This window comes from Nocardioides sp. Soil_C_8 (assembly GCF_057656315.1).
This window is the reverse complement of record NZ_JBDGKQ010000005.1, coordinates 55,413-67,646: the sequence shown is the minus strand read 5'-3', so window position 1 is coordinate 67,646 and position 12,234 is coordinate 55,413. Positions and strand designations below refer to the sequence as shown.

Sequence of the window (12,234 nt, the reverse complement as noted above, 5' to 3'; positions counted from 1 at the left end):
CCGGTCGATGCAATCCCCCCTACGGAGTGAGCCGAAGGTCTCTGGTGCGGCGTCGGCGAGCCGACCTACGGTGCACGGACCTGTCGATCGCTCGGCTCGCCGGGCACAACTGATGTGGAGAAACATGTCTGCACGACGTTGGACGGCCGTCCTGACCGGACTGGCCCTTCCTCTCGGGATCGTCGCCACCACCACCTCGTCACCGGCGAACGCCATCCCCACCGAGTCCCACTGCGGCACCGAGGCCTCCGGGTCGGGCAACAACGGATTCGTCGACCACGCCCAGCTCAGCCGCTCGCTGGCCAGCATCGAGCGCACCACCAAGGGCCTCGTCGACGTCGAGGTCGTGGGCGAGAGCAACCAGGGCCGCGAGATCTACTCGGCTCGCGTCGGCGAGGGCGACACGGTCGTGTTCGTCGAGTCCCAGATCCACGGCAACGAGAACCACGGCACCGAGGCGCTGCTCGACCTGCTGCGGCGCTGGGGCGGCTCGACGCCCGAGGCCGCGGCCCTCCGCGAGGAGGTCACGATCGTCGCCATCCCGCGGCTCAACGTCGACGGCGGCGAGCGCGACACCCGCCAGAACGAGATGACCTGGGCCGACGTCGTCGCCGCGTTCCCGCAGCTCGCGGGCGTCGCGCCGGCCTGGAACTACAACGCGCGGGTCGGCGGCTTCGACGTCAACCGCGACTTCAACCCGGACCTCGACTACGTCCCGCAGCCGGCCGACTTCCCGGGCAACAGCGCCGACACCGGCTGGTACATCACGCCGGAGTCCCAGACCGTCCGCGACGTCTACCGCGGCCTGGAGGACGAGTTCGGCACGGTCGACTACTTCGTCGACCTGCACAACCAGTGGTCCTGCTACGCCACCGAGGACCTCGAGCAGATGTCGCCGCTGTCGATCTCGGCGAAGTTCATCGACGACCCGGCCGAGTTCGGCTCCTGGCCGAAGTTCGACATGGAGGCGTCCGAGCGGGCCAACGTCGCGGTCTACGAGGCGCTGCAGGGCTACGGCAAGTCCGGCTACGGCGCCGTCACGCTCTACCCGCAGGACACCAACCTGCCCGGCACCGCGCTCGGCTCGTTCGCCCTGCGCGGCAGCGCGGTCGTGCTCTTCGAGACGTCGAGCCAGACGCAGTACGACGGCATGAAGCGCAACGGCATGCTGCGCAAGCAGATCGAGATCGGGCTCGGCGGCCTGGTCGACTCGGTCGCCGACGGCTCGATCGACACGCTCGACCCGTCGGTCTACGACACGATCCCGCAGCGGGTCTACCTCCCCGCCGACTGACGGCGGCACGTCGTGGAGGATCCGAGCCACCAGGTGACTCGGATCCTCCACGATCCTGCGTCAGCCGGTCGCCATCAGCCGGGTGAGGGCCTCGAGACCGGGCGCCGTGGCCGCCGCGAGGCGGTCACGGACCCGGTCGAGCTCGTCGGAGCCGGCATGCTCGGCGGCGATGCGTGCCGGGTTGATCGCCACCGTGTTGGCCCACTCCGCGATGTCGGGCTCCGCACCCAGTGTCATCGACGCCCGGGTCCCGCGGACGTTCATGTCCGCCCACTGCGCCAGCGAGTTGCCGAAGCGCGACGGCGGGCACAGGCGGTTCTTCTCGTCGTCGTCGCGACGGGTGGCCTCGACGTAGCCGGTCACCGCCGCACCGAAGCACGGGAACCCAGCACGCACCGGCTGGATCGTGATGACCTCCGGCTGCCAGACCGGCACGAGCGGCGGGTTCTTCAGGCCGTCGGCGGCGCAGTGCACCACGACGGCGTCGTCCGCGACCCGCACCGTGGTGCCGTCCTCCATCTCGAGCCGACCGCGCTCCACGTTGCGCAGGTGCCCGTGGCGTACGACGTGGCCGATGGACCGCAGCAGCGCCAGCTCCCACTCGCCGAGCGTCGGGGCCTTCGCCATGGTCGGCGTGACCGACGGGTCGATGCGCAGCATCACGCCGGCGTCCTCGAGCCGCAGGAACAGCTCGTCGAGCGACGACGAGGTCGCCGCCTCCTCGAACGTCGTCGCCGGCACCCCGAGGTAGACGGCCGGGTCGGGCTGGATCAGCGCGCGGTTGAGCATCCACGGCTCCCGCGGTCGCACCCAGCAGATCGCGTCGGGGTCCACGCCCTGGCCGAGCAGCCACACGCAGGCGTCGGTGGCCGTCTTGCCCGAGCCGACGACGACGTACTGGCTCGGGGCCTCCTCGAGGCGCACCACGTCGTTGACCGTGACGGCGCGCGCGTCGTCGGCGACCGAGAACGGTGCCGACGACTCGGCCGGGATGCTCGGCGACAGGTAGTGCGCGTCGACCACGCGGCACGACGCCGGCACCTCCCACGTCCGTCCGGAGATCCGCGAGACGACCGTGCGGCCCACCACCTCGCACCCGGTGAGGACCTCCACCCGGCCCGTCCCGCGCAGCCGCTCGACGATCCGGGCGTAGTAGTCCACGATCTCGGGCTGCGAGGCGCGGACGTGCAGGCCCGCCTCGGGCCCCTGCTCCTGGATGCGGCCACCGAGCACCGTCGACGCGACGCCGTAGAACGTCGAGGCCTGGTGCAGCCGGACGAACGGGTAGTCCTCCAGCCAGTGCCCGCCCGCGCCGTGGCGACGGTCGACGATCGCGACGCGTGCGTCGGAGTGGTCGACCAGCGCATCGGTGAAGGCCATCCCCATCGCGCCGGCACCCACCACGAGGTGGTCGACGTCCAGTGTGCGAGTCATGGACACACGCTGGCACACCTTGAGGGCTTGCGCCCGGGGTGGCCGGTTCCGGTCCAGACGTCACCTCCGCGAAACACGAGCCCGCCACACTGGCGCCGTGCACATCACCCGCGCCGACTTCGGCGACCCCCGGCTGGCGGCGTTCCTGCAGGCTCACCTCGACGACATGGAGCCGACGGCGCCGCCGGAGAGCCGGCACGCGCTCGACCTGAGCGCCCTGCAGGGGGACGGCGTACGGCTCTGGGTCGGCGCCGACGGCGACGGGGTCCTCGGCACGGTCGCCCTCGCGCCGGTCGAGGAGGGGCACGAGGAGCTGAAGAGCATGCGGACCGAGCCGCGGGTGCGGGGAACGGGCGTGGCCACGCGGCTGCTCGCCCACGCGCTCGGCGACGCCCGCGACCGCGGGGTGTCGCGGGTCTCGCTCGAGACGGGCTCGATGGAGTTCTTCGCACCTGCCCGCCGGTTCTACGCGCGGTCCGGCTTCGTGGCGTGCGAGCCGTTCGGCTCCTACGTCGAGGACCCGCTGAGCAGCTTCATGTCGCTGGAGCTGGGTCCGCGCTGACGCGCTCGCCGTAGGCCGGGAGGGTCACCGTGGCCGTCGTGCCGCGGCCGCGCTCGGAGTCGATGTCCACCGAGCCGCCGTGGCGGGCGACGATCCGCGCGACGATGGCGAGGCCCAGGCCGGTGCCGGGGCGTGACAGGGCGGCCGGGTTGGTGGAGCGGAAGAACTCGCGGAACAGGTGCTCCTGGTCGGGCGGGGAGATGCCGATCCCCGTGTCCTCGACGGTCGCGACGACCGCGTCACTACGCTGAGCGACGCGCACGGTCACCCGACCGCCGGGGTCGGTGTACTTGATCGCGTTGGACGCGAGGTTGGTGAGCAGGCGGTGCAGCTCCTCGGGCTCGCCGGGCACGAGCACCGGTTCGTCGGGCAGCTCGGACTCGCAGGTCACCCCGCCTGCCGTCGCAGCGGCGTGGCACTCGTCGGCGACGTCGTGGACCACGCGGCGCAGGTCGACCGCGATGGGGTCGAACTCGCGGTGTGGGTCGGAGACCTGGGCCATGGTGAGCATGTCGTCGATGACGGCTCGCATCCGGGTGGCGCCGCGGGTCGCGGCCGCGACGGACCGGCGGCCGTCCTCGTCGAGGCCGGCGGTGTCGAGGAGCTCGAGGTTGGCGCTCATCGAGAAGAGCGGGTTGCGCAGCTCGTGGCCCATCGTGTTGACGACCTCGACGCGGTAGCTGTCGAGCTTGCGGAGCCGGTCGGCGATGGCCCGCTCGAGCTCGAGCTGGCGGGCCTTGCCGACCGCCAGGCCGAGGTCGCGGCCGATGTCGCGCGCGGCCTCGATCTCGATGTCGGTCCAGCGGCGCGCGTCGGAGACGCGGGTCAGGACCAGGAAGCCCACGCACTCCCGGCCGACGCCCAGCGGGACGAAGAGCACGGACCCGATGCCGATCCGGTCGAGGAAGCCCAGCAGGCGCTCGGCGTCGTCGCGGGCCAGGCCGGGCTGGTCGAGGCTGTCGCGGGAGAAGGGCGCGACGTACTGGTCGGCCCAGTAGCGCTGGGCCAGCCGCACGACCACGTCGTCGATCTCGTCGAAGGGCGGCGCGTCGTAGCTGTCGCCGACGGCGTAGGACGTCGTGGTGGACCCGACCCCGTCCGGGTTGAAGGCCGTCAGCCACATGCCGACAGCGTCGAAGCACGCCACGACCGCGGACCGGCACGCCTCCAGCACCAGCTCGAGCGTCGGCTCACCCAGGGCCTGGCGGACGATCGCGCGCGCCTCCGTCGCCATCCGCACCTGCTCGCTGAGCTCCTCGCGCTCGAGCGCCAGGAGCACGAGCGTGCGGGCGAGTCCGGCGTAGCGCGTGAGCACCTCCATCTTCTCCGGCGACGGCAGTCGGCCGTCGTCGGGGATGTCGACCGAGAGCAGGCCCCGCAGCCGCCCCTGGTCGTCGTGGAGCGGCGCGGCGAGGAGGTCGAGGGGGTGCCAGGCGTCCTCGCCCTCGAGGGGGGTCACGTCCGGGATGTGGCTGTAGGAGAGCGCCTCCTCGCTGGCCCGGTCGTGGGGCACGAAGCGCCACACGCCCCACTCGTCGGCGTCGCGGAGCTCGTTCTCGATCGACTCCGCCGGCACCTGTGTGCCGACGAACCCGTCCTCGACCCCGGCCGCGGCCACCACCTCGAACTGGCCGTCGCGGCGCAGCGTCAGCGACGACTGGGCGAACCCGGCGAGGGTGGCGACGCCCTCGACGAGGACCTGCAGGTGCTGGCGCGTCTGCTCGTCGGCCCACGGGGAGTCGGCAAGGCGCCGTCCCCGATCCGGTTCGTCGTGCATCTCACTCCCAGCGTCGCGTCGCCCTCGCGGCACCCCCGACTCTAAGCCTCCTGTCCTGACGAGCGCAGGGCTTCCTTGACACTGTGGAGAAACAGGCGCCCTCGACGCGGTCAGCCGGGGTGACCGGTCACGACGTCGAGCACGCGGCGTACGACGGGAGTCACCGCCTCGCGCGACCAGATGGCGTGCAGCTCGACCGGCCGGTCGGGGTCGGCGTCGACCCGGGTGTCGCCACCGTGGTGGGCGAGCTCCTTGAAGACCACGCCGTCGACGTGCAGCGACGCCGCGGACGCGGGCGCCAGCGTCACCCCCCGCTCGGCGGACACGAGGAGCATCGCCGTCAGCACCTGGTGCACCCGCTGGTCGATGCGGGGATGGGCGTTGGCGAAGAAGCGGACCGACAGCTCGTGGAAGTAGCGCGACTGGTCGGGGTTGTAGCCGATGACCGTCTCGCCCTCGAAGTCGTCGGAGGTCAGCGGCCGTGCGATCTCCGCGAGGGGGTGCGTCACCGGGACGACGGCCATGAAGGGCTCACGCAGCACGACGCGGGAGCGCAGCAGCGAGGTGTCGAACGGCGGTCGGGCCAGGCCGATGTCGAGCTCGCCGCGCCGGATGCCGTCGACCTGGGCGTTGGTGACCCGCTCGGAGAGCACGACCTCCACGTCGGGGAGCTCGGCGGTGAGGCGCCGGAGCAGCGGACCGAGGATCGAGATCGCCGACACCGCGGTGAAGCCGAGGCGTACGACGCCGGCAGCGCCTGCGTCGACCCGCCGCGCGAGGTCGCCGGCGCCCTCGACGAGGTTGAGCAGCCGGTAGGCCTCGTCGAGGAACGCGAACCCGGCGCCGGTCAGCTCGACGCGTCGGTTGTCGCGCTCGAGGAGGCGGGCGCCCACCGACTTCTCCAGCTTCTGGATCTGTCGCGACAGCGGCGGCTGGGTCATCTGGAGCCGCTCGGCGGCCCGCCCGAAGTGGAGCTCCTCGGCGACGGCGACGAAGGATCGGACCTGGTCGAGGGTGATCACCGGGCGAGGGTACGATGCACGAGATGGATCAGTCCATGCCGAATTGGGCTTGGACCGGCATCGAAGCGCAAACCTAGTGTCGGTGGTCACATCCCGAACAAGGAGCACCTCCATGCGCAAGCAGACCTTCAGCCTGGCGGCCGTCGCCGCCGGCGCTGCCCTTGCCCTGTCCGCCTGTGGCGGCGTCCAGACGACGGCCGGTGGCGGCAGCGACAGCGGCGACTACCCGACCGGGTCGGTCAACATGCCGGTCGGCGCGTCCGCCGGAGGCTCCTCCGACCTGATCAGCCGCCAGATCTCCCAGGGCCTCTCCGACGAGCTCGGCGGCTCCTTCCCCGTGATCAACCGCGAGGGCGCCAACGGCGCGCTCGCCGCCGCCGAGGTCGCCAAGGCCGAGCCGGACGGCTCGACCATCTCGGTCCAGAACGCCTCGCTCTTCGCCATCACGCCGCTGGCCGTCCCGGAGGACCAGGTCACCAGCATCGACGACTTCGACGTCGTCCAGGGCGTCTCGCGCGACGACTACGTCCTCGTCGCGAGCAAGGGCTCGGGCTTCGACTCCATCGACTCCTTCAAGGACGCCGACGGCAAGATCACCTACGGCACCACGGGTGTCGGAACGGGCGCCCAGCTCGCCTGCGCGCTGACCTTCAACGTCAACAAGACGCCGGCCGAGGCGATCCCCTTCGACGGCGGCGCCCCCGCGCTCACCGCCCTCCTCGGCGACCAGGTCGACACCGCCTGCCTGCAGGTCGGCGAGGCGATCGAGAACATCCGCTCCGAGAAGATCGTCCCGATCGTCGTCTTCGGCCCCGAGCGCGTGGAGTTCCTCCCCGACGTGCCGACCGCCCAGGAGTCCGGCCTCGACGTCGAGGTCGCGCAGTACCGCTTCATGACCGTGCCGAAGGGCACGCCGCAGGACGTCCAGGACTCGATCGCCGAGGCCATGCAGGCGACGTTCGAGACGTCGGAGTACCAGGACTTCAACGAGCAGAACAACCTCACCCCCATGGAGATCTCGGGTGACGAGGTCGTCGCCCAGCTCGAGGAGGACAAGCAGCGCTACGCCGACCTGGTCGAGGAGTACGGCATCGACCTCGGCGACGCCAGCTGATCCCGGGCCGGTCCCGGGCTGGTCCCGGAACCTCCCGGGACCGGCCCGCACCACCCCCACCGAGGGAGACCCCCGCCCTCAATCGCACGGAGACGAGACCCACATGAGCGAGACCCAGCCCCGTCCGGCTGCGCCAGGAGCCACCCCGGACGCCGCGGACGTCGAGCAGGAGCGCGACATCCTCGCGGAGATCAAGGCCGAGGTCGCCCAGGACCTCGCCGACGAGCGACCGCCCGCGGGAGGCCCGGCGTACCAGGTGGTCTCGGCGACCTTCGTGCTGCTGGTCGGCCTCGCCGGCGCCTGGCTCTCCTACGGCTACGGTCTGGGATCGCTGCGACGCCCCGGCCCCGGCCTGTGGCCGTTCATCATCTCGTGCCTGATCGTCGTCCTCGCCGTGGTGCTCCTGGTCGTGGGCCGCCACCTCGACGACACGGAGAAGTTCACCCGGTCGAGCCTGCTCGTCGCCGTCGGCGCCGCGACGTTCGTGGCCCTCGGCTTCCTGCTCCCCGTCATCGGCTTCGAGATCCCCGCCGTCCTCCTCGGCATCGTCTGGCTCCGCTTCCTCGGCGGCGAGTCCTGGCGCAGCACGATCGTCATCTCGGTCCTCACGACCGCGGCGTTCTACGGGCTGTTCCTCTACGCCCTCTCCGTCCCGCTGCCCCACCTGATCGCCCTCTGATCGCCATCTGAGCGCAGGGAAGAGAACACCATGGACCTCAGCGCCTTCCTCGACGGCTTCGGCGTCGTCACCCAGCCCGGCAACCTGCTCTACTGCCTGATCGGCGTCGTCGTCGGCATGCTCATCGGCGTCCTGCCGGGCCTCGGCCCGGCCGCCACGATGGCCATCCTGCTGCCGGTCGTCTACAGCGCGCACGACCCGGTCGCGGCGATCATCATGCTCGCCGGCATCTACTACGGCGCCCAGTACGGCGGCACGATCACGTCCGTCCTGCTGCGCATCCCCGGTGAGGCGAGCTCCGTCGTCACCGTGTTCGACGGCTTCGCCCTGGCCAAGCAGGGCAAGGCGGGCACCGCGCTCGGCATCGCCGCCATCGGCTCCTTCATCGGCGCCACCATCTCGATCATCGGCCTGACGCTGCTGGGCCCGATCGTGGCGGAGTTCGCGCTCGACTTCGGCCCGCCGGAGTACGCCGCCCTGGCGCTGCTCGGCGTGCTGCTGGTCGCCACCATCGGCAACGGCAACACCGTCAAGGCCCTCGCCGCCGCCGCGGTCGGCCTCCTCCTGGCCACCGTCGGCAGCGACAGCTTCACCAGCGCCGACCGGTTCACCTTCGGCAGCCTGAACCTCGAGGACGGCATCGACTTCGTCGTCGTCGCGATGGGTCTCTTCGGCGTCGGCGAGATCCTCTACAACCTCGAGGAGCGCTACGGCAAGCCGCACGTCCCGGCCGCGATCGCGAACATCTGGCCGTCCCGCAAGGACCTCAGGGAGGCCGGTCCGGCCATCGGCCGCGGCTCGTTCATCGGCTTCGTCCTCGGCGTCCTGCCCGGCGGCGGCGCCGTCATGGCCTCGCTCGCGGCGTACGCCGCCGAGAAGCGCGTGGCCAAGAAGCCCGAGCGCTTCGGCCGCGGTGCCATCGAGGGCGTCGCCGGCCCGGAGTCGGCCAACAACGCGGCCGCCACGTCGTCGTTCATCCCGCTGCTGACGATCGGCATCCCGGCCAACGCCTCGATGGCGATGCTCTACGCCGCGCTCCTCGTCGTCGGAGTGACGCCCGGCCCGCAGCTGATCGACGAGCGCCCCGACCTCTTCTGGGGCGTGGTGAACTCGATGTACATCGGCAACCTGATCCTGCTGCTGCTGAGCATCCCGCTCGTCGGCATCTTTGTCCGGATCCTGCGCGTGCGGCCCGCGATCCTCGCGCCGATCACCGCGCTCATCACGATCCTGGGCGTCTACACGATCCGCAACTCCGTCTTCGACATCTTCCTGATGATCTTCTTCGGCGTCGTCGGCTACCTGATGAAGAAGACCGGCTTCGAGCCCGGCCCGATGGTCCTGGCGTTCGTCCTCGGGTCGCTGATCGAGTCGAGCTTCCGCCGCTCCATGCTGATCTTCGAGGGCGACGCGACGGGCTTCGTGACCCGCCCGATCTCCGGCACCATCCTCGCCTTCGTCGTCGTGGTCATCGCCTTCCCGCTGATCAAGAAGGCCTTCCGCCGCAGCACCCCGGCCACCGACAGCACCACCCCCGAGACCGTCCAGCGAGAGGACTCCCTGCGATGACCAGCCCGTCGACGATCGTGATCGGCTACGTCCCCACCCCGGTCGGCGAGGCCGCCCTCGCGGCCGGCCTCGAGGAGGCCAAGGCCCACGGCGACGAGGTCGTCGTCCTCAACAGCCCGCGCCGCCGCTCGACCGTCGACGGCGAGCTCATCGACCAGGCCGCCGCCGACGAGCTCGTCGCGCGCGCCGCTGCGGCCGGCGTGACGGCCCGCGTCGACCAGTCCGACCACGGCGACGACATCGTCGAGACCTTCACCAAGGTCGCCGAGGCAGCCTCCGCCCGCCTCGTCGTGATCGGCCTGCGCCGCCGCTCCCCCGTCGGCAAGCTCGTCACCGGCAGCGACGCCCAGCGCCTGCTCCTCGACCTCGACGTGCCGATCCTGGCCGTCAAGCCTCCCCGGTGATCCCGGAGATCCCGAGGTGAGCCACAGCCGCATCTCCCGGGTCGTCGTCACGCCCGTCGCGTTCGAGGACCCACCGCTGCTCAACGTCGTCGGCGTCCACCAGCCCTACGCCCTGCGGGCGATCGTCGAGCTGCACACGGACTCGGGCCTCCTCGGGCTCGGCGAGACGTACGCCGACGAGGCGCACCTCGCCCGGCTCTCCGCGGTCGCCGAGGTGCTCCCCGGCCACGACCCGTACGACCTCCACGGGCTGCGCCGCCTCGTCACCGACGTGCTGGGGCGCGAGACCGGCGGGGGCGGTGCGTCGTTCGGCGGCATGCTCGACGTCGACTCGGCCGTCGACACCGTCTACTCCCCCTTCGAGGTCGCCTGCCTCGACCTGCAGGGGCACGAGGCCGGCGTGCCGGTCAGCGACCTGCTCGGCGGCGCCGTCCGCGAGGCCGTGCCGTTCAGCGGCTACCTGTTCTACAAGTGGGCCGGGCACCCGGGCTTCCCCGACGACGCGTGGGGCGAGGCGCTCACGCCGTCGCAGCTGGTCGAGCAGGCCCGCCGGATGGTCGACGGCTGGGGCTTCGGCTCGCTCAAGCTCAAGGGCGGGGTGCTGCCGCCCGAGGACGAGTGCGAGGCGATCGAGGCGCTGCGCGACGCCTTCCCCGACCTGCCGCTGCGGCTCGACCCCAACGGCGCCTGGACGCCGGAGACGTCGCTGAAGGTGGCGGCCCGGCTGGCCGGGGTCGTGGAGTACCTCGAGGACCCGACCCCCGGCATCCCCGGCATGGCGCAGGTCGCGGCCGGCACCGACGTACCGCTCGCGACCAACATGTGCGTCATCGCGATGGAGCACCTGCCGCCCGCGATCGCGCAGGACGCGGTGCAGGTCGTGCTGTCCGACCACCACCTCTGGGGCGGGCTCCGGAAGTCGGCCCTGCTCGGTGGGATCACCGAGGTCTGGGGCATGGGGCTGTCGATGCACAGCAACTCCCACCTCGGCGTCTCGCTCGCCGCGATGGTGCACCTCGCCGCCGCGACGCCGAACCTCACCTACGCCTGCGACACCCACTACCCGTGGAAGACCCAGGACGTGGTCGCCGACGGCGTGCTGTCGTTCGTCGACGGCTCGGTCGCCGTGCCGACGGGCCCCGGGCTCGGCGTCTCCCTCGACCGCGACCGGCTGGGTGAGCTCCACGAGCTCTACCTCTCCTGCGGCGTGCGCCGGCGCGAGGACACCGTCTACATGCGCTCCATCCAGCCGGACTTCGAGGTCAACACCTCCCGCTGGTGACGTCGAGTCGGCGCATCTGCTCGCCCCAGCGACGTCGAGTCGGCTCGTCTGATCGGCAGGGAATCATTATTCGTCCTTGACTTATATAAGCGAGAGAGCAATGATCCTGCCATGTTCGACGCAGTCAAGCACCTGGGCGCGGTGACCCGCGCCGTCGAGGACAGCACCCACGAGGGCACGCCCGTCAAGGTCGTGGTCGCCTCCCGCACCTACCCCACCGACGTCAACGACCTCTGGCAGGCCGTCACCGACCCCGAGCGCATCCCGCGCTGGTTCGCCCCGGTCTCCGGCGACCTCCGGCTCGGCGGCCGCTTCCAGGTCGAGGGCAACGCCGGCGGCGAAGTGACCGCCTGCGACGAACCGAAGCACTTCGCCATCACGTGGGAGTTCGGTGGCGACACGTCGTGGGTCGACGTCCACCTCGAGGAGGCGGCCGACGGCGCCACGCTGACCCTCCGCCACGCGGCCGACGTGCGGGACAACCCGCACATGGCGACGTACGGCCCGGGTGCCGTCGGCGTCGGCTGGGAGCTCGGGCTGATGGGGCTGGCCGAGCACCTCGCGACCGGTACGACGATCCCGCACGAGGAGGTCGAGGGCTGGGGCGCCTCCGCAGAGGGCCAGTCCTTCATGACCGGCTCCGCGACTGGATGGGGCGAGGCGGACGCCGCTACCTCCGACGACCCGGACGCCTCGCGCGCGGCGGCCGCCCGGACGGCCGCCTTCTACACCGGCGCCGAGCCGCCGGCCTGACGTGCACGCGTTCGACGTCCTGGGCGACCCCGTGCGCCGCCGCATCCTGGAGCTGCTCGCCGAGGGCGAGACCAGCGCCGGCGAGGTGGCGGCGCGGGTCGGCGGGGAGTTCGGGATCAGCCAGCCGGCGGTGAGCCAGCACCTCAAGGTGCTGCGCGACAACGGCTTCGCGACCGTCCGCGCCGAGGGCACCCGCCGGCTCTACGCCGTCGATCCGTCCGGCCTGCAGGAGGTCGACGCCTGGGTCGAGCAGTTCCGGGTGTTCTGGGAGCACAAGCTCGACGCCCTCGGCACCGAGATCGCCCGCGGCAAGAGGTCCCGCCGCTGACGAGTCCCCTCCACGC

The 12,234-nt window shown here is 71.6% G+C and carries 12 protein-coding genes; 9 read left to right on the top strand and 3 right to left on the bottom strand.

The features are described 5' to 3' along the window. Window positions 1-124 precede the first annotated feature (124 nt). Window positions 125-1,294, top strand: a complete 1,170-nt coding sequence (locus tag AC3A3L_RS19805; RefSeq protein WP_487641761.1) for a M14 family zinc carboxypeptidase — start codon at window positions 125-127, stop codon at window positions 1,292-1,294. 60 nt (window positions 1,295-1,354) lie between these two features. On the opposite strand, the gene AC3A3L_RS19800 is transcribed toward AC3A3L_RS19805, so the two are convergent. After that, window positions 1,355-2,728 (bottom strand): NAD(P)-binding protein, encoded by a 1,374-nt coding sequence (locus tag AC3A3L_RS19800; RefSeq protein WP_487641760.1) that lies wholly within the window; start codon window positions 2,726-2,728, stop codon window positions 1,355-1,357. A 97-nt stretch (window positions 2,729-2,825) separates the two neighbouring features. On the opposite strand from AC3A3L_RS19800, the gene AC3A3L_RS19795 reads away from it, so the two are divergent. Next, window positions 2,826-3,290, top strand: a complete 465-nt coding sequence (locus AC3A3L_RS19795; RefSeq protein ID WP_487641759.1) for a GNAT family N-acetyltransferase — start codon at window positions 2,826-2,828, stop codon at window positions 3,288-3,290. Here AC3A3L_RS19795 and AC3A3L_RS19790 read toward each other — a convergent pair. Together AC3A3L_RS19790 and AC3A3L_RS19785 are read right to left on the bottom strand one after the other, a co-directional pair. Beyond that, window positions 3,262-5,067 carry a sensor histidine kinase gene (locus AC3A3L_RS19790; RefSeq protein ID WP_487641758.1) on the bottom strand — a complete coding sequence of 602 codons (1,806 nt, stop codon included), beginning with the start codon at window positions 5,065-5,067 and terminating at the stop codon, window positions 3,262-3,264. The genes AC3A3L_RS19795 and AC3A3L_RS19790 overlap by 29 nt on opposite strands. 110 nt (window positions 5,068-5,177) lie before the next feature. Beyond that, on the bottom strand, window positions 5,178-6,089 hold the full coding sequence (locus AC3A3L_RS19785; RefSeq protein WP_487641757.1) for a LysR substrate-binding domain-containing protein: 912 nt from the start codon (window positions 6,087-6,089) through the stop codon (window positions 5,178-5,180). A 112-nt stretch (window positions 6,090-6,201) separates the two neighbouring features. Between AC3A3L_RS19785 and AC3A3L_RS19780 the strand changes: the two genes are divergently transcribed. The 7 genes from AC3A3L_RS19780 to AC3A3L_RS19750 all read left to right on the top strand — a co-directional run bounded on the left by AC3A3L_RS19780 (window position 6,202) and on the right by AC3A3L_RS19750 (window position 12,218). Then, window positions 6,202-7,203 carry a Bug family tripartite tricarboxylate transporter substrate binding protein gene (locus tag AC3A3L_RS19780; protein WP_487641756.1) on the top strand — a complete coding sequence of 334 codons (1,002 nt, stop codon included), beginning with the start codon at window positions 6,202-6,204 and terminating at the stop codon, window positions 7,201-7,203. Between the two features lie 103 nt (window positions 7,204-7,306). After that, window positions 7,307-7,882, top strand: a complete 576-nt coding sequence (locus AC3A3L_RS19775; protein ID WP_487641755.1) for a tripartite tricarboxylate transporter TctB family protein — start codon at window positions 7,307-7,309, stop codon at window positions 7,880-7,882. A 30-nt stretch (window positions 7,883-7,912) separates the two neighbouring features. Then, window positions 7,913-9,451 carry a tripartite tricarboxylate transporter permease gene (locus AC3A3L_RS19770; RefSeq protein WP_487641754.1) on the top strand — a complete coding sequence of 513 codons (1,539 nt, stop codon included), beginning with the start codon at window positions 7,913-7,915 and terminating at the stop codon, window positions 9,449-9,451. After that, window positions 9,448-9,855, top strand: coding sequence for a universal stress protein (locus tag AC3A3L_RS19765; protein WP_487641753.1), 408 nt, complete (start codon window positions 9,448-9,450; stop codon window positions 9,853-9,855). The genes AC3A3L_RS19770 and AC3A3L_RS19765 overlap by 4 nt, the downstream gene beginning before the upstream one ends. A gap of 16 nt (window positions 9,856-9,871) precedes the next feature. Further along, window positions 9,872-11,137 carry a glucarate dehydratase family protein gene (locus tag AC3A3L_RS19760; protein WP_487641752.1) on the top strand — a complete coding sequence of 422 codons (1,266 nt, stop codon included), beginning with the start codon at window positions 9,872-9,874 and terminating at the stop codon, window positions 11,135-11,137. A gap of 111 nt (window positions 11,138-11,248) precedes the next feature. Further along, window positions 11,249-11,890, top strand: a complete 642-nt coding sequence (locus tag AC3A3L_RS19755) for an SRPBCC family protein (RefSeq protein WP_487641751.1) — start codon at window positions 11,249-11,251, stop codon at window positions 11,888-11,890. A gap of 1 nt (window position 11,891) precedes the next feature. Then, window positions 11,892-12,218: an ArsR/SmtB family transcription factor gene (locus tag AC3A3L_RS19750; protein ID WP_487641750.1), complete on the top strand. Its 327-nt coding sequence runs from the start codon at window positions 11,892-11,894 to the stop codon at window positions 12,216-12,218. Window positions 12,219-12,234 lie beyond the last annotated feature (16 nt).

What these genes read in the sequence shown, in the direction of transcription:
- AC3A3L_RS19805 (WP_487641761.1), top strand. Translation starts at nt 125, where the DNA reads ATGTCTGCACGACGTTGGACGGCCGTCCTGACCGGACTGGCCCTTCCT.
- AC3A3L_RS19800 (WP_487641760.1), bottom strand. Translation starts at nt 2,728, where the DNA reads ATGACTCGCACACTGGACGTCGACCACCTCGTGGTGGGTGCCGGCGCG.
- AC3A3L_RS19790 (WP_487641758.1), bottom strand. Translation starts at nt 5,067, where the DNA reads ATGCACGACGAACCGGATCGGGGACGGCGCCTTGCCGACTCCCCGTGG.
- AC3A3L_RS19780 (WP_487641756.1), top strand. Translation starts at nt 6,202, where the DNA reads ATGCGCAAGCAGACCTTCAGCCTGGCGGCCGTCGCCGCCGGCGCTGCC.
- AC3A3L_RS19775 (WP_487641755.1), top strand. Translation starts at nt 7,307, where the DNA reads ATGAGCGAGACCCAGCCCCGTCCGGCTGCGCCAGGAGCCACCCCGGAC.
- AC3A3L_RS19770 (WP_487641754.1), top strand. Translation starts at nt 7,913, where the DNA reads ATGGACCTCAGCGCCTTCCTCGACGGCTTCGGCGTCGTCACCCAGCCC.
- AC3A3L_RS19765 (WP_487641753.1), top strand. Translation starts at nt 9,448, where the DNA reads ATGACCAGCCCGTCGACGATCGTGATCGGCTACGTCCCCACCCCGGTC.
- AC3A3L_RS19755 (WP_487641751.1), top strand. Translation starts at nt 11,249, where the DNA reads ATGTTCGACGCAGTCAAGCACCTGGGCGCGGTGACCCGCGCCGTCGAG.